This is a genomic window from uncultured Bradyrhizobium sp., assembly GCF_947648125.1.
Taxonomy (GTDB): domain Bacteria; phylum Pseudomonadota; class Alphaproteobacteria; order Rhizobiales; family Xanthobacteraceae; genus Bradyrhizobium.
Genome location: NZ_CANSMR010000003.1, coordinates 210,466 through 228,868, shown reverse-complemented (window position 1 = coordinate 228,868; position 18,403 = coordinate 210,466). Strand labels below are relative to the sequence as shown.

At 62.9% G+C, this 18,403-nt stretch carries 20 protein-coding genes and 1 pseudogene; 6 read left to right on the top strand and 15 right to left on the bottom strand.

Features of this window, described 5'->3' with window-relative positions:
- Positions 1-7: 7 nt before the first annotated feature.
- The 6 genes and pseudogenes from Q0030_RS08035 to Q0030_RS08010 all read right to left on the bottom strand — a co-directional run.
- Positions 8-2,113 carry an NAD(P)-binding protein gene (locus Q0030_RS08035; RefSeq protein WP_298365169.1) on the bottom strand — a complete coding sequence of 702 codons (2,106 nt, stop codon included), beginning with the start codon at positions 2,111-2,113 and terminating at the stop codon, positions 8-10.
- Entirely contained in the window at positions 2,101-3,063 is a 963-nt protein-coding gene (locus Q0030_RS08030) for a hypothetical protein (protein ID WP_298365167.1), read from the bottom strand. Before Q0030_RS08030 ends, Q0030_RS08035 begins: the two co-directional genes overlap by 13 nt.
- A 2-nt stretch (positions 3,064-3,065) precedes the next feature.
- Positions 3,066-5,135 (bottom strand): FAD-dependent oxidoreductase, encoded by a 2,070-nt coding sequence (locus Q0030_RS08025; RefSeq protein WP_298365165.1) that lies wholly within the window; start codon positions 5,133-5,135, stop codon positions 3,066-3,068.
- Positions 5,136-5,464: 329 nt separating this feature from the next.
- Positions 5,465-5,794, bottom strand: a complete 330-nt coding sequence (locus Q0030_RS08020; protein ID WP_298365163.1) for a hypothetical protein — start codon at positions 5,792-5,794, stop codon at positions 5,465-5,467.
- Positions 5,760-6,290: a hypothetical protein gene (locus Q0030_RS08015; RefSeq protein WP_298365750.1), complete on the bottom strand. Its 531-nt coding sequence runs from the start codon at positions 6,288-6,290 to the stop codon at positions 5,760-5,762. Before Q0030_RS08015 ends, Q0030_RS08020 begins: the two co-directional genes overlap by 35 nt.
- Before the next feature lie 33 nt (positions 6,291-6,323).
- Positions 6,324-6,428, bottom strand: a pseudogene (locus tag Q0030_RS08010) (type IV secretory system conjugative DNA transfer family protein); the annotation flags it as partial.
- A 23-nt stretch (positions 6,429-6,451) separates the two neighbouring features.
- Here Q0030_RS08010 and opgC point away from each other — a divergent pair.
- A complete protein-coding gene (gene opgC / locus Q0030_RS08005) occupies positions 6,452-6,760 on the top strand; it encodes an OpgC domain-containing protein (RefSeq protein ID WP_298365748.1) in 309 nt (102 codons plus the stop codon).
- Positions 6,761-6,789: 29 nt separating this feature from the next.
- Here the strand turns inward: opgC and hemN are convergent, their stop codons facing one another.
- The 6 genes from hemN to Q0030_RS07975 all read right to left on the bottom strand — a co-directional run bounded on the left by hemN (position 6,790) and on the right by Q0030_RS07975 (position 11,224).
- On the bottom strand, positions 6,790-8,142 hold the full coding sequence (gene hemN / locus Q0030_RS08000; protein WP_298365161.1) for an oxygen-independent coproporphyrinogen III oxidase: 1,353 nt from the start codon (positions 8,140-8,142) through the stop codon (positions 6,790-6,792).
- A 53-nt stretch (positions 8,143-8,195) separates the two neighbouring features.
- Entirely contained in the window at positions 8,196-8,873 is a 678-nt protein-coding gene (locus tag Q0030_RS07995; protein ID WP_298365158.1) for a helix-turn-helix domain-containing protein, read from the bottom strand.
- Between the two features lie 175 nt (positions 8,874-9,048).
- Positions 9,049-9,213, bottom strand: a complete 165-nt coding sequence (locus Q0030_RS07990; protein ID WP_298365156.1) for a hypothetical protein — start codon at positions 9,211-9,213, stop codon at positions 9,049-9,051.
- 18 nt (positions 9,214-9,231) lie between these two features.
- The gene (locus Q0030_RS07985; RefSeq protein ID WP_298365154.1) at positions 9,232-9,954 is read right to left on the bottom strand and encodes a CBS domain-containing protein; all 723 of its coding nucleotides are present in this window, start codon (positions 9,952-9,954) and stop codon (positions 9,232-9,234) included.
- A 62-nt stretch (positions 9,955-10,016) separates the two neighbouring features.
- Entirely contained in the window at positions 10,017-10,322 is a 306-nt protein-coding gene (locus Q0030_RS07980; protein WP_298365746.1) for a c-type cytochrome, read from the bottom strand.
- 65 nt (positions 10,323-10,387) lie between these two features.
- Entirely contained in the window at positions 10,388-11,224 is an 837-nt protein-coding gene (locus tag Q0030_RS07975; protein WP_298365151.1) for a universal stress protein, read from the bottom strand.
- A 163-nt stretch (positions 11,225-11,387) separates the two neighbouring features.
- On the opposite strand from Q0030_RS07975, the gene phbB reads away from it, so the two are divergent.
- From phbB to Q0030_RS07950, 5 genes are all read left to right on the top strand, one after another.
- Entirely contained in the window at positions 11,388-12,113 is a 726-nt protein-coding gene (gene phbB, locus Q0030_RS07970; protein WP_298365149.1) for an acetoacetyl-CoA reductase, read from the top strand.
- A 9-nt stretch (positions 12,114-12,122) separates the two neighbouring features.
- Positions 12,123-12,608: a CBS domain-containing protein gene (locus tag Q0030_RS07965; RefSeq protein ID WP_298365147.1), complete on the top strand. Its 486-nt coding sequence runs from the start codon at positions 12,123-12,125 to the stop codon at positions 12,606-12,608.
- Entirely contained in the window at positions 12,605-12,985 is a 381-nt protein-coding gene (locus Q0030_RS07960; protein ID WP_298365146.1) for a hypothetical protein, read from the top strand. Before Q0030_RS07965 ends, Q0030_RS07960 begins: the two co-directional genes overlap by 4 nt.
- Before the next feature lie 86 nt (positions 12,986-13,071).
- Positions 13,072-14,886 carry an alpha/beta fold hydrolase gene (locus tag Q0030_RS07955; protein ID WP_298365144.1) on the top strand — a complete coding sequence of 605 codons (1,815 nt, stop codon included), beginning with the start codon at positions 13,072-13,074 and terminating at the stop codon, positions 14,884-14,886.
- Between the two features lie 53 nt (positions 14,887-14,939).
- Positions 14,940-15,143 (top strand): hypothetical protein, encoded by a 204-nt coding sequence (locus tag Q0030_RS07950; protein WP_298365140.1) that lies wholly within the window; start codon positions 14,940-14,942, stop codon positions 15,141-15,143.
- 325 nt (positions 15,144-15,468) lie between these two features.
- Here the strand turns inward: Q0030_RS07950 and Q0030_RS07945 are convergent, their stop codons facing one another.
- From Q0030_RS07945 to Q0030_RS07935, 3 genes are read right to left on the bottom strand one after another with little or no spacing between them, the layout of a single operon-like run.
- Positions 15,469-15,723 (bottom strand): hypothetical protein, encoded by a 255-nt coding sequence (locus tag Q0030_RS07945; protein ID WP_298365139.1) that lies wholly within the window; start codon positions 15,721-15,723, stop codon positions 15,469-15,471.
- A gap of 54 nt (positions 15,724-15,777) precedes the next feature.
- A complete protein-coding gene (locus Q0030_RS07940; protein WP_298365137.1) occupies positions 15,778-17,370 on the bottom strand; it encodes a bifunctional aminoglycoside phosphotransferase/ATP-binding protein in 1,593 nt (530 codons plus the stop codon).
- The gene (locus Q0030_RS07935; protein WP_298365135.1) at positions 17,370-18,353 is read right to left on the bottom strand and encodes a zinc-dependent alcohol dehydrogenase family protein; all 984 of its coding nucleotides are present in this window, start codon (positions 18,351-18,353) and stop codon (positions 17,370-17,372) included. Before Q0030_RS07935 ends, Q0030_RS07940 begins: the two co-directional genes overlap by 1 nt.
- Positions 18,354-18,403 lie beyond the last annotated feature (50 nt).

Below are 18,403 nucleotides of genomic sequence, written 5' to 3'. Positions count from 1 at the left end.
GCCGAAATCAGAGGTCTTTCTCGCCGGCGATGCGCTGGGGCTGGCCAGTCAGCGCGCGGGAGACGCGCATCCCGGTGATCACCGTTGCCTCGATGCTCGAGATATTGACGCCGGAATCGGCCCACTCGCCGGCGATCGAAAGATTGTCGAAACCGGTTTGACCGGGCTGCAAGCGAACTGAGGCGGTGTTCGCCTTGGCGATCACGTAGCGCTCGGTCGGGTCGGTATTGGCGCGCCAGTACTGCGCCTTGAGCCGGTCCTCACCGCTCAGCGCGGGGTCGGCGTAGAGGAGATCGTATTTGAAACCCGCTTCGTCGACGGCGTTCGGCCAGAGCGGCGCTGCGCGGGTGTTGAGGAAATCGCGCAGCCTGACATAGACCGCGTCGTCACCGGGCGTCGCCTGTTTGGCCAGCGGACCGCAGGTATAGTTCAGGTAGCGCGGCGCGTTACCTGCGGGCCATGCTTCGCGCGGCAGCAGGTGAGAGAAGTCGACGAGGCTCGACCATGGCTCAAAATAGCCGCCGAAAATTTCCGGCGTTGCATCCATGCCGAGCTGGGCGCGGTCGGCGGCGAACCACAGCTGGGCGGCCTGGGTATCGGCGCTATCGAGCCCGCCAATCATGGCCTTCCAGCGGGGATTGGTGCCGAGTTCGTGCGTCACGTCCGGCAGGATGTCATACGAGATGCCAAGCACGACATGGTCGAAATCGAGGCCACGCGCGAGAGAAAACGCTCCGCCGGTGTCGGTCCAGCCGCTGTTCCAATGCTCGATATTGGCGCCTGATGCGCTCAGCGCGGCTCCGTCGGTGATTTGCCCGAACAGCGGCGCGGAGGGCCAACAGAGGAGATCGTTGACGGTGATCAGCGGTTTGTACGCGGTGGCGTCGGGGATCTGGACCTGGCGGCTGAACGTCATGCCGGCGATCGATTTGCGGCCGGCATCGAGTTGCAGATTGGTGAGGCGGTGGAAAAAGGCGAAGCGCACGTTACGCTGTTTGAGTACGAGATAGAGCGGGGTGAAGACGGTGTCGCCCATTCCGGCCTGCATCTCCAGGATGATCGGCCCGACATAGTCGAACGCGATGCGTAGAATGCAGCGCAACGCCACGCTGGCAGCGGCGTTCGGCTTTGTCGCATCGCCGTCGACATAGGAGAACGACGCGTCGTAGAAGGCTTGCAGGCAAGCCGAGAAGAAAGCGAGCTTGTCGGCGAGAGGTGAATCGCCGGGCTGGTCGAACGAGGTGTGCTTGGCAAGCCAGTCACGCATCTCGATGTTTTCGACCGCGTCGAAGCCTTTTTCGTACAGCTGATCGTCGAGCATGCCGCGGGCGAAGGTGATGCCGAGATAGGCGAGAATCCAGAGCCGCCGTGCTGCGTCATCCTTTGGCAGCTCTGGCTCCAGCAAAGGGAACAACATGCGGGCGACAAGCCGCATTGCGCCCGAGAGCACCCCTGCCTGACGGCTGGCGTCTTCCGTCCCCGGCTCGAGGAATTGGATCTGGCCTTTTGTAAAATCCATCAAGTGCTGCGCCGTTTGGTTTGTCACCCCGCCGGGCCCGGCCATCGCTGCGATCGCCGCAGCTTCCTTGGGGTGCGCGGTCTTGGCGAAATCGGCGACGCGCAGTTGCTCGAACCCGGGGATGCCGGCGACGTGCCCGCTCAACCAGCCGATCAGCTTGCGCAGCAGGCCGAGCACGGTGAGGTCGTCGATCAAAGGCAGGTCGGGACTATCGATAGTCCAGGGGTGGCACTCTCCTTCGATCTCCTCCAGCAGCACGAGGCGTCGTTGCGGCTTGAACGCGTCATCGAACGTCGCCAGCGGCGCATCCGGCGGACGCCCGAGCTCGGCGTAGCAGCTCCGCATCAGCGCGATCGCGTTGTGATAGGTGCCGAACCAGATATGCAGTCCGTGCTCTTCGATGCGGCCGTTGCGATTCTGGTTGCGGCCACTGGCGCCCTTGCCGCCGAGCCGCCAGCCCATCGTGTAGACCGTGACGTCGTAGCGTCCGCCGAGACTGGGATCGGTCAGCCAATAGGCGGCGGTGAGCGCGCCCATGCCGCCGCCAACGATGGCGATTTTTTGCCGCGTCGCCGGAGCGCCTATGCCTGCCATAGCACTTTGCCGTTTTCCAGTTGCATGTCCATCTCGACCCGCAATCCAAGACCAGTCTCGGTCGCCGGCACGAGCCCGAGCGCGGCGGCGACGGGCGTGCTGTCGAGCGCCTTAAGGTCGATCGCATACTGATCTTCGACACTGACGTTGATCAGCTTGGTGACGTTGTAGCGGGCCAGCGTGACGGCCTGGTAGCAGGCGCGCGTGCCGTCGGCGATGTCGCGAAACTGCTTGAGGAAAATCTGCGGCAGGCTGCCGGTGAGAAAATCGGCGAACGCGGCTGGCGCGATTGTTGCGCCGCTGGCCGCAGCTTGCATCGCCGCGGCGAGGTTGCGCGCGGCCGCCATCGGGTCATGCCAGGGCAGGCCGAGCGCCGGGTGGGGCGCTGCCCCGGCCACGCGCCGCAAGGTGATGAGGCACTGCGGGCTCCAATTCGCGGTCGGGCTGAAGCTGGCGCAGCCATAAACTTCGGCAGAAAACCCGACGCTACCAGGATCGTCTGGCAGACGGATCTGTCCAGTCTGTTTGAAGAAACCGTAATTTTCCCGCCCCGTCATCAGCGCCACTGGATTGTCAAGGAACAGGAAAGGCATGAACAGGGCGAAGCCGATCTCGACCGGAATTGGCCCATCGAAGCGCGTGAAGATGCCGGGGATGCCGAACGAAAGCTCGCGCTCGGTCGCGACGCCGCGATTGGCGTAATTGACGAAGACCGAATGTGGGAATTCGGTGAAGCTCATGATGACGCTGGGCATCGGTGTGAACTGCACCCGCCCGCCGCTGGGTACGGCGATCAGACGGTCGCACAGCGCCTGCAACGTCTTGCCGTCGGCTGCCAGGTAGAACGCGGACATTCGTACGTTGGTAAAGGCGATCGGCCCGGGCAGTGTCTGGACGCTCGGATAATCGACATAGGCGGGCAGCGCGCCTGCCGGCTGTGGGTCGGGCATGGTCAGCTCTCGTCGAACGGGTTGCGCAGGATCGGACGCGGATCGCCGGTGATGGCGTTTGCCGCCAACAGCCCGGACATGACCGCGCCCTCGAAGCAGCCGAGATTTAGCCCATAATCGGTCCAGTCGCCGGCAAGGTAGAGGTTGGCGTAGCCGCTGGCATCCGGCTGCAACCGCGTCTTGCTTGAGCCGACCAGCGTCAGCACATAGCGATCACCCGGATTGATTGCCGCCACCCAGTATTGCGATTGAAAACGGAGTGGGCCGGAGCTGGTGGCGGGGGCAGTGAGCGCCGACCAGTCGAAGCCGTTGGCGCTGGTGAGCGCGGGCCAGAGCGGCGTCGCGGCGTTGAGGAATTGCTGACCGGCATTGGCCACGACCGCTGCCTCGGCGCCGGGAAAAGCGTGATCGGTGGGGGGCGGCGCGGCGCCCAGTTGCACCAGTGGGCCGCACAGAATGGCCATGTGAAGCGGCGCAGGCGCGGGCCAGTCCTCGAACGGGATCACCTCGCTCGCATCAAGCCAGGTATCGATCGCGGCGCGGTCGTAGCCGGTGACGACCGGCGCGACGCCCGAACTCCAGCCGGTGTCGCGGTCCAGCCATACCTGCACGCTCTGCGTCCGCACGGTGCTTGAGCCGGCTAGCATCGCAAGCCAGCTGGGCCGGGTGAGTTTCGTGGTGAGTTGGCCAAGTGCTCCGACCGGAATTGCGAGCACGACTGCATCGAAATCCCCGGCCGAGCGGGACAGAACGATCGGCGGTGCGGGGTCCACCCAGGGCGTCCAGAACGATTCAAGGTCGATGTGGCCGTCCCGCAGCGCGTCGCCCTGGACGAGCTGGTCATAAAGCGGTCGGTCTGGCCAGGCGGGCACGCCTTTTACGTTAATAAGCGGCTGATATCCGCCCGGCTTCGGGGTCGCTTGAACGCCGATGCGAATGCTCTCGATGGTGCCGTCGGCGGCCGGGATCAGCTCATCGACGCGATGAAAAAAGTTCACGGTGACGCCGCGCTGGACAAGCACCTGATAAAGCGGCGCGGCAGTAACATCGCCGGTGCCCGTGCGCATCTTGTAGCTAGGCGCGCCGCGATAGGAGATCAGCCCCTTTTGGGTGAGAACCGCCGAACCAGCCTCGACATTGCCGGGCGCAGCGACGTCCCCGTCAGGATAGGCGAACACAGTGTCGTACATCGCCCGGACGATCGCCGAGTTGGCAGTCTCAGATGCTGCGCCGTGCCGCAGCAGCCAGGCGCGATATTCGATCTCGTTGGCCGCGGCGACCGACTGGCGCGTGGGCCAGATCAGGTCGTCAATGGCCATGCCCAGGGCGGTGGCAACGGCGAGGTCCGCCAGTATCTTCAGCCGGCGCCACGAGACCGATTGGCCAGCGAGCCCCGGCCTCGGCCTTGCCGCCTGAATGGCAGTCTGCAGTCGCTTAAGACTTTGAACGAAGGGCGCGGTGACGGCCTCGCGTCCTTCCGGGCTGGCCTTGATCAGTGCGTTTGCCCTCTGCTTCACCTCGGCCAGCGTCGAGACGATCAAGGCGTTGGCGTGGAGCGCATCGGGGCTTGGCGCTTGCTGCGCGGCCAGCCGGGTGGTGTTTCGCTCGATGATGCCCATCAGCGCGTCGAGCGCCTGCGCCTGGGGCCGGGGCAAGCTATCGCCGGGTCGGCCGGGCAAGGTGGGGAGGTCGATCACCCAGGGCAGCCAGGAGCCGTCGTCCTGCTGTTCCATCGTGGCCAGGCTGTTATGGGCGACCAACGCATCCTCGATGGTCGGAAATACCCGCGCGGAGTCCGCCGCGAGTGCCGTGTAGGCTTCGCGAAGCATGGCGAAAGCGTTGTCGTAGAAGCCGAAGAAAATATGTGGCCCATGCTCCTTGGTGCGCCGCGCGGTATCAAGATCGCGCCCGCTCGCGCATTTGCCACCAAGCCGCCAGCCGAGCTGGTGCAGCGTGACTTGGAAACGCCCCCCATGCCTGGGGTCGGACAGCTCGAAAGCAGCTGCCAGTCCGGCCACACCTCCGCCCAGCACGGCAACCTTGACCGGTCGCAATTCGGTATCGGCCCCCATTGGACTGGCTCCCCCGCGATCCGTTTCGGAACTTACACTATTTTAAGCGGTGTCTCCATGGGTCCGGAATCTTTGGGAACACCAAGACCGCTTCGTACAACGTGCCGAGATTATCTTCTCACATTTGCGGTCGCAACGAAGCCCGTTCGAAACAAGAACGACCGACGGGTGCACCGACCACATCCGCGGTCAATTTCCTCAACCAGCATCAGCAAGCCGTGAAGGCGCTAGGCTGACAGGGGCCTTGGCCATGCCCAAGCTCTTTCATCTCAACTGCTCGCCGCGGGCCGACTCCAATTGCTCATGCATTCGCGTCAGCGATCACTGACTCAGGTGCTAGCCGTGGGGTAGTCGACGTATCCCTGCGCTCCGCCCTGGTAGTAGGTCTCCGGGGACGAGGTTGCCAACGGCAGGTCCTCGCGAAATCGTCGTACGAGATCGGGATTGCCGATGAACGGTTTGGCGAAGGAAATCAGATCGGCCTGCTTGCTCTCGATCGCGGTGTTGGCTGAGTCGCGGTCAAAGCCTGAGTTCGCGATCAACGTGCCCTTGAAGCGGGCGCGGTAGTAGTCGATCGTGTCCTGCAAGGCGACGACGGATGTGCCCGACAGGTCATTGATTTGTCTACTTGCCTGAAAGGTGAGAGAGCGGAAGCCCATTGAGGCGGCCAACAAGGTAGTCATAGGTCTCAACCGTCTTGTCGGTCAGCTCAAAGCCGCCGATGGCCAGCGTCGGACTGATCTTGATGCCAACACGTCCTGGTCCCCAGACCGCGATGAGCGCGTCGAGAACTTCCAGGACGATTCGAGTTCGGTTCGCCGCGGAGCCGCCATAGCCGTCTTCGCGGATGTTCAGCGCGCTGTTGAGGAATTCCGGCAGGAGATAGGTGGTTGCGGCATGCAGCTCCACGCCATCGAAGCCGGCCTCGCGGGCGTTCTTCGCGGCTACCCCATAGTCCGCGACGGTCGAAGCGATCTCTTCAACCGACATGGCACGCGGCGTCACCGTGTCCTTGAAACCGTCTGGCGTGAATGATCTCAGGCCAGGGTTCACCGCGGACGGGGCGGGCGGCAGCTCGCCATCGAAAAAGTCGGGATGCGAGACCCCTCCGGAATGGGCAAGCTGCGCGAAGATTGCGCCGCCCTCGGAGTGCACCGCGGAGGCCGCAGGATCTGGCGGCGGCAAGACGCGTTCGGAGAACCGCCGATCCTCGTAGTAGCGCACCTTCTTGGCGCGGATTGGAGGTGTCCCTGCTACCATGACGATTTCCTCCCGCGGCGGGAGCTGCATGACCTCACCAGGGGTACAAGACGGACCTGGACCTACTGCGGCTCCTGCATTTCCTGGCGATCGCTATCGTCGTGGCGAGGTTCGTGCCGCCGAATTGGCCCGGATTTGCCAGGGGCGTCCTCACCGGCGCAATTCGCTGCGGCGAGTGTTCGCTCGAGACCTATTGTGCGGCCGTCGTGCTATCACTGCTGGCAGGCTTTTATCTCTTCGAAGTGTCCAACAGCATCGCCGCGCAGTTCGTGGTAAGCGCTGCAGGGATCGCGGTCCTTGTTCTGCTTGCGGCATGCACGACCTGGATCAGCAAGCGAAGCAGACAACATCCAAAGCTGCTCTAACGGGGCGGGTAACCCGCCACGGTCGTAACCTAGACCGCTCGGCTATGCCGGGCCGTGGTGCGACCGAGGTGAACGTCGAATGCCGAGGCGACGCTGCGGACGAGGAATTCTGCGTCATCGTTGATCAGGAGGCGGTCGCCCCTCATCGTCACAGCGCCGTCTGCGATCAGCCTCTCGAGCCGGGACCGATCGACGACAGCCAAACTCGGGTCCCAGCGGTGCTGGTGGCATATTTGCGGCAAGTCGACGGCCATATCGCACATGATGCGCTCGATGATGTCAGCGCGAAAGCGGTCCTCCTCCGTCAGCATGTAGCCCCTGACGGTGGCAAGCCGGTCCTCGGCGATGCGTGCCAGGTAGTCGCGTGTCGCGACTGCATTCTGCACGAAGCCCTGCGGCATGCGGCCGATTGCGCTGGCGCCGAGACCGATCAAAGTCTCGGCAGAATCGTCCGTGTAGCCCTGGAAGTTACGCCGCAGCCGGCCCTCGCGCTTTGCCATGGCCAGATTGTCGCCGGGGAGCGCGAAATGGTCGAGGCCGATGCGGATGTATCCGGCATCGGTCAGCGCCTGCGCGATTGCCTCGGACTGACGATGCCGCTCGAGGCTATCCGGCAGCAAGTCCTCGTCGATCATGCGTTGGTGCTTCTTGAAGGAAGGAATATGGGCGTATCCGAACACGGAAAACCGGTCGGGCCGCAGCGCGACGCATTTGTCGATGGTGTCCAGGCAGGAAGTGACAGTCTGAGCGGGCAGGCCGTAGAGCAGGTCGAAGTTGATGCGGCCGACGCCGGCATGGCGCAGCCGCTCGACCGCTTCCGCGGTCTGCTCAAGGCTCTGCGACCGATTGATGGCGTGCTGGACGACAGGATCGAAGCTCTGGACGCCAAGGCTCGCGCGGTTGACGCCGCTGTAGCCCAATGCCTCCGCCATCGGCTCGGTCAGGGTGCGCGGATCGATCTCGACGGCGATCTCCGCGTCGGGCTGCACGAAGAACGAGTAACGCAGCGCGCTGACGAGATCGGCGAAGGTTTCGGGCGTCATGATCGTCGGGGTGCCGCCACCGAAATGGATGTGGGAGACGGGCAGTCGCTGGCCGATCGCTTCCGCAACGAGGTGCGCCTCGGTGCGAAGGCCGGCGGCGTAGATGGCGACCGGTTCGTCGCGATTGGTGATGGAGGTGTGGCACCCGCAGTACCAGCACATCGACCGGCAAAACGGTACATGCAGGTAGATCGAGGCCGGCCGGCGGGCTGGAACCGACCTCAGCCATGTCCGGTAATCAGCCTCGCCGACCTCCGCAGAAAAATGCGGAGCCGTGGGATAGCTGGTGTAGCGCGGCAGCCTGTCCTGCCCATAGGTGATCGCCAGGTTCGACCGCATTCGATTCCTCGCCTCTCACTCGCGGCTGGCTATCGGAGCCTGGCGCGCCTCTCTCACGCCGCCATGATCCGGTTCGACAGCGCACACTTGCGCAGTTCCACCCGGCGCGAGGTCGGAAGCGAGATCACGCCGTTCTGCTCGAGCTGGGTAAAGGTGCGTGACACCGTTTCGATCGTCAGACCGAGATAGTCGGCGATATCCTGGCGCGACATCGGAAGCTCGATGGCGGCATTCTTGACGGCGCGGCGCGCCATGTCATGAAGGAAGCCGACGACACGATCTTCTGCGCTGCAGATCAGCAGCATCAGATGCTCCTGGAAACGACGCAATTCCTGGGCCGTAGCATCCCACAGCTGCCGTGCCAGGTCCTTTTCGTGAGTCGCACGGACCATGAGCGCGGCGCGCTTGACCACGATGACCCGCGTCTCGGAGACGGCCTCGGCCGAGGAGATATGGGTCTCGCCGGCCTCGAAGCCGAAGATATCCCCGGGCAGATAAAATGCGCCGATCTGGCGACGTCCGTCTTCCAGAACCTTGTAGGTTCGGACGGCGCCGGAAACGACCTGGTAGAGGTATTCCGCGGCCTCGTCCTCGCCGTAGATCTCGCTGTTGCGTGCGAACCGCATCGGCGTCCCAATCATGCCGAAGGGCCCTTCAACGCGCGCCTGCCGGCTGAGGATGCTGGTCGTGTAACGGCTATTCTCGATAGAAACGGCGTTCTGGGTCTGCATGCCGGCACTCCATGGATGGGAAGATCGATGGAGGCAGATTGATCGCATCTCTTGGATCGGGAAATTTGGATATTTCCCCTAAGTAGAAGCCACTTACGTATTCATACGTAGGTGCCGGACAAAATAGCCGCGCGCCGAGACATCGGTCGCGCGGCGCGTCGCTCAAGAGGAGAGGCTAGCGGCCGTTCTTGTCGGGATAGGCAGCGCGCGTGCTGGCTCCATTCCCATCCTCTTCCCGAAGCCAGCGCGTCGTGCTGCGATCGGTCACGGCGAGCACGAGCGCAAAGAGCGAGAAGATGAGACAGACGGCCGTGACGACAAGCAGTGTACTGATTGCCATGTTGGGCTCCTCGATTGATCAGCCGGCCGCCTTGATGTCTTCCGGCGATTCCACGTAGTAGCCGGAATAACCGTCGACGAAGCAGAGGTGATCATGGACCTCCTTGACGCCCGAGGTGTTCTCGGCGAGCACGATCGCGGCCTGGCGCGCGCGGTCATCGAAGATCAGGCCGTGCAGATGCACGGCGCCGTTGCGCACCCAGACCTGGAAGCCGGCGGGACGCCAGCCGGTGGCGTTGATTTCGCGCAGGATGCGTTCACGGATATGGCTGTCATCGGCGGTCGGATCGGGAACTTCGCGCGCCAGCGATGCGACAGCCTGCAGGATGTCCGCCCGGGTGACGATTCCGACCATGGTCTTGCCGTTCACGACCGGCACCCGCTTCACGCCATGCTTGTGCATCAGATGCACGATCTCCTCGAGCGGCGTCTGCTCCTCGACGGTGATCGGGTTCGCCGTCATGACATCCTCGACCTTGCGACCGCGCTCGTGCACGAAATCGGTCGCGGCACGACCCACGCCGGTGAACAGTTCCAGCCATGCTGAGCGCTTGTGTCCCGTGCCGATCTCGCCGCGCTGCAGGAAATCTCCCTCGGACACCATGCCCCTGAGCGTGCCGTCTTCGTCCATCACCGGCAGACCGCTGAGGTGGCAACGCAGCATGATGTTGGCCGCATCCAGGATCTTCGTGTGCGGACTGACGGCGATGATATGCTTGGTCATGATCTGATGCGCGCGCATGTCGGACCTCCGTGTTGAGAAACGAACAATAAAGCTTCGCGTGCCCGGCAAGTTGACCTGGCTCAACGGTCTGCCGGGCCGCGCTCCAGAGATTTCAAGAACAGCATGAAGTCGCCCACCTGGTCCGGCTCGAAGCTGAATTGGGGCATTGTCGGATGGCCGGTGACGATCCCTTCCGCCAGCGCTTCCTGCAGCATCTCGACCGGATAGCGTTCGTGCAATGTACGGAACGGTGGTGCGATCTTCAGCGGACTCGGGCTTACCCGGTCGATTGAATGGCAGCGGGCGCAGTAGAGCTGCGCAAGGCGACGGCCTTGTTCCTGGTCGGCGGCGGCCGGAGTCAGCGCGGCGCAGATTGTGCCGATGATGGCGAGGCCGGGAGCGACATGATGCTGAAATGTCTTGGCAGGATGTTTCACGAGAAGGCTCGCGCTTAGTGGGACATCAGGACCGGGACGGTCATCGCACGCAGCATGTCGCGCGTCACACCGCCGAGCAGCGTTTCCTGCAGGCGGGAGTGGCCGTATCCGCCCATCACCAGAAGGTCGAGGCTCTCATCCGCCGCGATCGAGAGCAGGATCGACTGAACTTCTGACCTGGACGCCGGCAACGACGTAATCTTGGCCGGAAGCCCCTCCTTTGCAAGATAGCGCACCAGATGATCGGTGGAGGCTTCTGAGGGAATCGGATCGGCGCCATCGATGGTGATGACGGCGAGAGCATCGGCTGCGCGCAGCAGCGGCATTGCGTCGCGAAGGGCGCGGGCAGCAAGCCGGCTGCCGTCCCAGCAGATCCCGATTCGCTTCGCCGAAAATGCGCCGTGGAACGTGTAGGGCATGAACAGGACGGGACCGCCAGCCTGGAATAATAGCTCCCGCGGGATCACGTTGTCGTAGCTGTCGTATTCGCCCAGCGGCTGCACCACCACGGTCAGATCATGCAGTCGCGCGCTCGCGCAGATGATCTCGCGAGCATCGATGGGGAGCGCACCCACGGCGCGGGCCGTGTAGGATATCCCTGCATTCCGAGCCTCGATATCGAAGACGCGCAGCGCCGCCTCTGCGCGTTCGAGGGCCCGTGCATGTTCAATCTCGAACAGCGAGGCAACCGCCACGCTCCCTTCAACGACGAACGGTACGCTGGCGGTCTCATAGCCGATCGCCATTGCATCGAGATGCGCGCCGATGCCGAGCGCGAGTGAAATCGATCCGTCGACCGCGGGACGCGGCGACAGCTCGGTCGGAATGTGGACCAGGATGTTCTTGAACATGGGCCGTTCTCCAAAGGGGTGGACGAGCAAGTGCCATCTGAGCACGGGTCGAGGCGGCCCAATTTGATCTGCCTCATGCGCGTTCGTGGATTCTGATTGAGCGAGATCAATTCATTGCGCGTGTACTTCGCGCAAATGTTGCGTGCAGCTTGGAGGAGCCAGCATGGCGCGCGTCGCATTGGTTACGGGGGGGAGCAGGGGAATTGGCGCGGCGATCTCGTGCGCCGTCGCTGCTGTCGGATGTCGGGTTGCGGCCTGCTATGCCGGAAACGCAGGGGCCGCATTGTCGTTTCAGGATCAAACCGGAATTCCCGTATTCCAGTGGGATGTCGCGGACTTTCAGGCGTGCGCGGCCGGTGTCCGCGAGGTGGAGGCGGCGCTCGGCCCAATCGACATCCTGGTCAACAACGCCGGTATCGTGCGCGACGCCACACTGCATCGAATGACCAAGCCGCAATGGGACGCGGTGATCCGAACCGATCTCGATTCGCTGTTCAACATGTGCCGGCCCCTCATCGAGGGCATGCGGGCGCGCAGGTTCGGGCGGATCATCAACATCTCCTCGATCAATGGGCAGAAGGGCCAGATCGGCCAGACGAATTATGCCGCGGCGAAGGCCGCCGAACTCGGCTTTACCCGCGCGCTCGCGCTTGAAAGCGCCCGGTTCGGGATCACGGTCAATGCAATCTGCCCCGGTTACATCAATACCGAGATGCTGGCCGCGGTGCCGGCCGATGTCATGCAGAACTCCATTCTGCCGCAGATCCCGGTCGGGCGGCTGGGACAGCCGGAAGAAATTGCCCGTGCCGTTGCGTTTCTTGCCGCCGACGAAGCTGGGTTCATCACCGGGTCGACGCTTTCGATCAACGGCGGCCAATACATGTGCTGAAGAGGAGGGATGACGATGCTCGCAACCGATGTGATGCGCAGTTCATTCGCGTCGATCAAGCCGACTGCCACGGTGCTCAAAGCCGTCGAGCTTCTGCTTGAAACCGATCAGCGCGGCCTGCCGGTGATCGACGATGCCGGTGACCTCGTCGGCATGGTGTCCGAGGGCGATTTCCTCCACCGCGACGAGCTTGGTATCAGCCCGCCGTCGGGAAACTGGCTGGAGTCTCTGCTCGGCATTGCGGAGAATACGCCTGAACGCGAGCGCATGCGCACCCTGCGGGTCGGTTCGCTCATGAGTTCTTCTCCGATCACCGTCGATGTCGAGGCATCGATCGAGGACGTCGTCGCGCAAATGGATATCTACGACGTTGCCCAGGTCCCGGTGATCTGCGCCGGAACCGTCGTCGGTATCGTTAGCCGCCGGGAGCTGCTCGCGGCATTGGCGATCCGATTAAAAGAAGCAGAGAAAGCAAGCACCGGAGTGACTTCATGAGCGAGATAGCTGTCCAATCGCATTCACACGCCGTCGTTTGGATCGACCACCTTATTGCGAAGATCTTCGGCATCGGGCTGACAGGCATAAGCGCGACGGCCGTCCACGCTCACTTGCCCTCGCAGCACCTGCATCACAAGGCGAATACCGTCGGCGATGGCCGCGTGCAGGCTGATGCAACATTTCTCGCCCGGGTAGGGGAGGCCGTAAGCGGTTGCAGCGATTTGCTCGTTATCGGTCCAGGTATCGAGAAGGCCGAGCTGACGCAGTATCTCAAGGCGGAGCGGCCCGACCTCAATTTGCATGTTGAGCCGAGCGATCATCCCACCGACGCGGAGATCGTGGCGATGGGTCGGAAGCGGTTCCGCCTTGGCTGAGCGGCAACGGCCCGGCGTCTGAACAGCTGCCAGACCGAAAGATAGATTGCGCCCGAGCCCATCCGGCTCGGGCAAGGAGGCGAGCGATGACAGTCCAAGCAGTTCTCGACCAACCCACATCTGCCGCTAACGACGACGTGGCGGCTGCGAGAGCGCCTGCTTCGGCGCCGCCCGAGGGCGAGGCACTGGTTGCTGCGGAATCGATCGACCAACTGGTCCACGCGGCAATGGCGCGATGGACCGGGGGGCTTTCACCGGCCAGCCTCGCGCTCGCTTTCGCCGATTGGCAACTCCATCTGGCGGCCTCACCCGGCAAACGGCTTCAACTGGCGCTGGATGCGGTTGCTGAAGGCTCGCGTTTCGCGCGCATGGTGTCGACGCCGCATGCGGCCTGGCAGCCCTGGTTCATGGTCAAGCCTCAACCGGGCGACAACCGGTTCGCCGGCCAAGATTGGACATTGCCGGCCTTCAACGTCATGGCGCAGGCATTCCTGCTGGGTGAGCAATGGTGGCATTCGGCGACCAGCGGCCTGCGCGGCGTCACAAAAGCAAATGCAGCGGTCGTGGAGTTCACCGTCCGCCAATGTTTCGATGTCGTGGCACCGTCCAACTTTGCGTTCAGCAATCCCGAGGTGCTGCGGCGGGCAATGGATTCAGGTGGCGGCAACTTCGTGTCGGGCTGGCATAACTGGCTGGAAGATTGCCGGGACCTGTTGAGCGCCAGGCCGTCCGGACCGGCCCCATTTGTGGTCGGCAAGGACGTTGCCGCGACCCAGGGCAAGGTTGTCTACCGGAATGAGCTGATCGAGCTCATCCAATACGCACCCGAGACGGCCGACGTTTGCCCCGAGCCGGTACTTATCGTGCCGGCGTGGATCATGAAGTATTACATCCTCGATCTCTCGCCGCAGAATTCGCTCGTGCGGTTCCTGGTCGAGCGCGGTTTCACCGTGTTCATGATCTCGTGGCGCAATCCTGGTCCGGCCGATCGCGACCTTAGCCTCGATCACTATCGCAAGCTCGGGGTCGACGCGGCGATCGACGTGATCAATCGGATCGCCCCTGAACGCGCAATCCATGCCGCTGGCTACTGCCTCGGTGGGACGCTGCTCGCAATAGCAGCAGCTCGGCTGCAGAAGGAGCGGCCCGGCTGCCTGCGCTCGGTAACGCTCTTGGTAGCCCAGGTCGATTTCACCGACGCCGGCGAGCTGACGCTCTTCATCAATGAAAGCCAGGTCGCGTTCCTCGAGGATATGATGCGGCAGCGCGGCGTACTCGAGACGGCGCAGATGGCCGGTGCCTTCCAGTTGCTGCGGTCGAACGACATGATCTGGTCGCGCCTGGTGCGTGACTATCTCATGGGCGAGCGCGCCACGCCGAGTGACCTGATGGCATGGAATGCCGACGCCACGCGCATGCCCTACCGGATGCATTCGGACTATCTGCGCAAGCTGTTTCTCAATAACGACCTTGCCGAGGGCCGCTATTTGGTGGACGGACAGCCGGTGGCGCTTTCCGATCTTCGTGTTCCCATGTTCGCGGTCGGCACTGTCCGCGATCACGTCGCGCCCTGGCGGTCGGTTCACAAGATTCACCTGTTGGCCGATGCCGATATCGCCTTCGTGCTGGCGAGCGGCGGTCACAACGCCGGCATCGTTGCTCCGCCGTCGGAGGAGGGGCACAGCTATCAGTTGTTGGAGAAGAAGGCAGATCAACCCTATGTCGGCCCCGACGAGTGGCTGCGGAAGGCGGCCCATCGCGACGGATCCTGGTGGCTGGAGTGGGTTCGCTTCCTCACGGCGCATTCGGGTGCGTGGGTGCCGGCGCAGTCGGCGCTTCACGCGCCCGAGGGTGTATCGTCGCTTGGCGAAGCGCCGGGACAGTACGTCCTCCAGCATTGAAACGTCGCACCGGCTTGATCTGTCGCAAATCCTCACCGCCGCGAGCCGCTAGGATGGAAAAGGTCGCATCAGGTTGCAGCGAGGAAGCCATGAGTCTGATCCTTCGCGTTTTCTTCATACTTGCGGGATCCATCGCCGCGCTGTTCGTCGCGCGCGATTCTCTGAACTTTGACATCATGCAAATGTTCGTGGCTATCCTGTTCGTGATCGGGCTCCTGTTGGCCGGCAGTCTCTGGAGCCTGTGGCGACAAACGTGACAGCTCGAGCTCGGTCGATGGCCTTGGGATTGGGGCGTCCGTTATGGTTCGCTGGTATCGGCGCCATTCGCTCATAATATTTGCTGTTGCACTTCACGTACGCGCTGGATCGGTTATGCAGTAGGGCTCGAAACGACTGGACGCGCGGCGTCGGGTCCTAATCGGGAGGGATGTCGAAGAGGCTTCGCTGGGTTGGCGCAGATCGTTTCGGCCGAGTTCGGAATGGTATCGCCACGGGGCGATCCACCAGCCGAGGGCCGGCTGTTCAGGCCGGCCCTCGGAAAGGAGGTGACGGATGGCGTCGACGTGTCCGGAATGGAAGCGTCTATCGTCCTTCGAGCTCACTAGAACCCTTGGTGATGTTCATGAACATCAGGGCTATTGCAGACGCGGCAGCAACAAATGCCGCGGTCCATCTGACGGTGGAGACGGCAAAGGCGGCGTCAAGCCGCCAGCTTGTGGGTGCCGGCTCGGTCGAGGCAAGCGGTATCACGTCCGGAAAGTACCAATTGCAGAATAGAGCGAGCACGACCGCGAGGATCGCACTACCGACAAAGATGAAGGTTAATCGCCGTTTCATGGAACTCCTCCTGTCAATGGGAGAATGTTGCCAGACCTGACGGCATCGACCAATTCAGGAGTTTCCCTTAGGCGATGTACCGCTCGCCCGTTCTGTTGGGGACGCCAGCAGGCGGGAAGTACTGAGTTCAAGCGTGGTGGAGGGCGTGCCGGAAGCGTCTACAATATCCCAATCGATCGTTCCGGTTTCAATGTTGTCCTGGATCAGGACTACATCGGACGTCGCGTCCGACGCGTCGTCCTGCCGCGATACCACGCGGTGCAGCCGTGTGGCGCGCCCGGCGGTCAAGAAAATACCGCGAAAGTCAACTTTTGCGTCGCGAGCAACCGCTTCCGCGGCACCACGTTCCACCGGCTTCAGAAAGACCGCATCGAGTATTACTGAAACTCCCTGGCCTAATGTGTGCGCGGCATGCTTGAGCATGGCCTGGTAGACGCGGTTCGATGCTTCGGGAGTATAGGTCTCCGGCGATAATGTGGCGTGCTCGGCGACGTGATAGAGCTGCTTGCGAATGACATCCGATCGCAGAACCAAGGCGCCCGGGGGCGGCGCGATCAGATGCGCCATGTCGCGCGCCAGCACGCTCTTGCCGGTACCGGACTTCCCGCCAACTGCAATTAGGCGGGGCGGCTCCGGTTCAATGAGCCGGCGTGCAAGCTCGAAATAACGCCTCGCTTGGGCGCCGATCGCTTGATCGAACTGGTGTTGCCGTGCCTTGGTGAAGAGCACGTTGGCCCGGATCGCTGCGCGCATTGATAGGAACAGTGGCAGCAAACACAACGCACCCGATTGCGTGTCCCAGGCGGTCTGCATGTAGCTATTGAACAGCCTGTTGGCCACGGTCTCCCGTCTGAAGTACAGCAGGTCCATCACGGGGAATGCGAGGTCGTAGAGGACGTCGGTCGTCGCGATATTGGGGTCAAACTCGATCGCATCGAACAGAATGGGCTCGCCGTCGAGCAGGACGATGTTGCCGAGATGTGCATCGCCGTGACAGTGCCGGACCTGCCCAGCGGCGGCGCGGCGGCGCAGCAGTTCGAGGTTGCGCGCGAGGGCCTGATGACTCAGTTCGTGCAATCTATCGATTTCCTCCCGGGAGAGAACTGACTCAGCGCAAAACTGCTCCGTATTGCGATCGATGATGACAGGGAGCGAGGCAAGCCATGGGGATCCTTCGTGTCCGGTTGCGGTCCGATGGGATTCGAGCAGGATAGCGGCCAGTCTCTCGCCGAACTCCGGCCGGATTGCATCTTGCTGGGCAAGATGATCGAGCGTCTTGTTTTCGTCAAAGCGAGCCATTTCGACGGCCCATTCGACAACCGGTCCGGTCCCCCCGATCGCAAGACCATCGCGTCCACGCGTGATCGGAACCAGCCTGCGATAGATGGAAGGGGCGTGGCGCTTGTTGACCGCAATCTCATCCTCGCAAGCGCGCCGCCGCTTCTCCAATGTCGAGAAGTCGAGATAGGGCAGCTTGACCGCTCGCTTGATCTTCAGGACGCGCGAAGGTTCGAGAAAGACGATCGAACAATGGGTGTCGATCCGTTGCACCGGTCCATGCGGCTGGATATCGCCGGCCAAAAACGACAATACGGCGGCCTGGCCGGTCTCGCCTGTAGTCGTGTCGGTCGGTGATGCCGGCTTCATCATGGCTTCAAGACGGCTGCGCCGACGAACTTGCCGTCCCGCAAGCTCGCAAGTGCTTCATTCGCCTGATCCAAGGGAAAGACGGTGACGTGCGTCCGGATTCCAGCCTTTGCCGCCGTCTTGAGAAAGTCGATGCCATCCTGTCGCGTCAGGTTGGCAACGGAAACGATCTGCCGTTCACCCCAAAGGATGTCGTAGGGAAAGCTCGGGATATCCGACATGTGAATGCCGGCACAGACCACGCGTCCGCCTTTGCGCAGCGTGCGCAGCGCGAGCGGGACAAGCGGCCCGGCCGGGGCGTAGATGATTGCGGCATCAAGCTCGGCCGGCGGCCGATCTTCTGAAGCTCCCGTCCAGCATGCGCCGAGCGATAATGCCAAGTGCTGGGCCTCGGTGTCGCCCGCACGGGTGAAAGCGTACACATCCCGCCCTTGCCAACGCGCCACTTGCGCGACGATATGTCCCGCCGCGCCAAAACCGTAGATGCCGAGTTTGCGGCCGTCGCCAGCCATCACCAGGGAGCGCCAGCCGATCAGGCCGGCGCACAGCAGCGGTGCCAGCTCCGCATCCTCGCCGTCTTCGCCGAGCGGAAAGCAGTAGCGCGCGTCTGCCACCAGGTGGGTGGCAAAGCCGCCGTCCCGCGTATAGCCGGTGAACAGAGGAGCGTCGCAGAGGTTTTCCTTGCCGTCCCGGCAGTAGGGACAACGCCCGCAGGTCGATCCGAGCCAGGGGACGCCGACGCGTGTGCCGAGATGCAGACCGTCTACGCCTTCACCGATCGCGTCGATACGGCCAACCACCTCATGGCCGGGAACGATTGGATAGGCGATGTCGGGCAGTTCTCCGTCGACGACATGCAGGTCGGTGCGGCAAACGCCACACGCATTGATCTTGACGCGCACCTCGCCCGGGCCAGGAATCGGATCGGGCCGCTCGGTATATTGCAGCCGCGCGCCGCGCGCGGGCAGGATCATGGCGTGCATGACGGAACTCGCTAGGGTCTTCGCCCTTCCTTTGATCACATGACATTGGC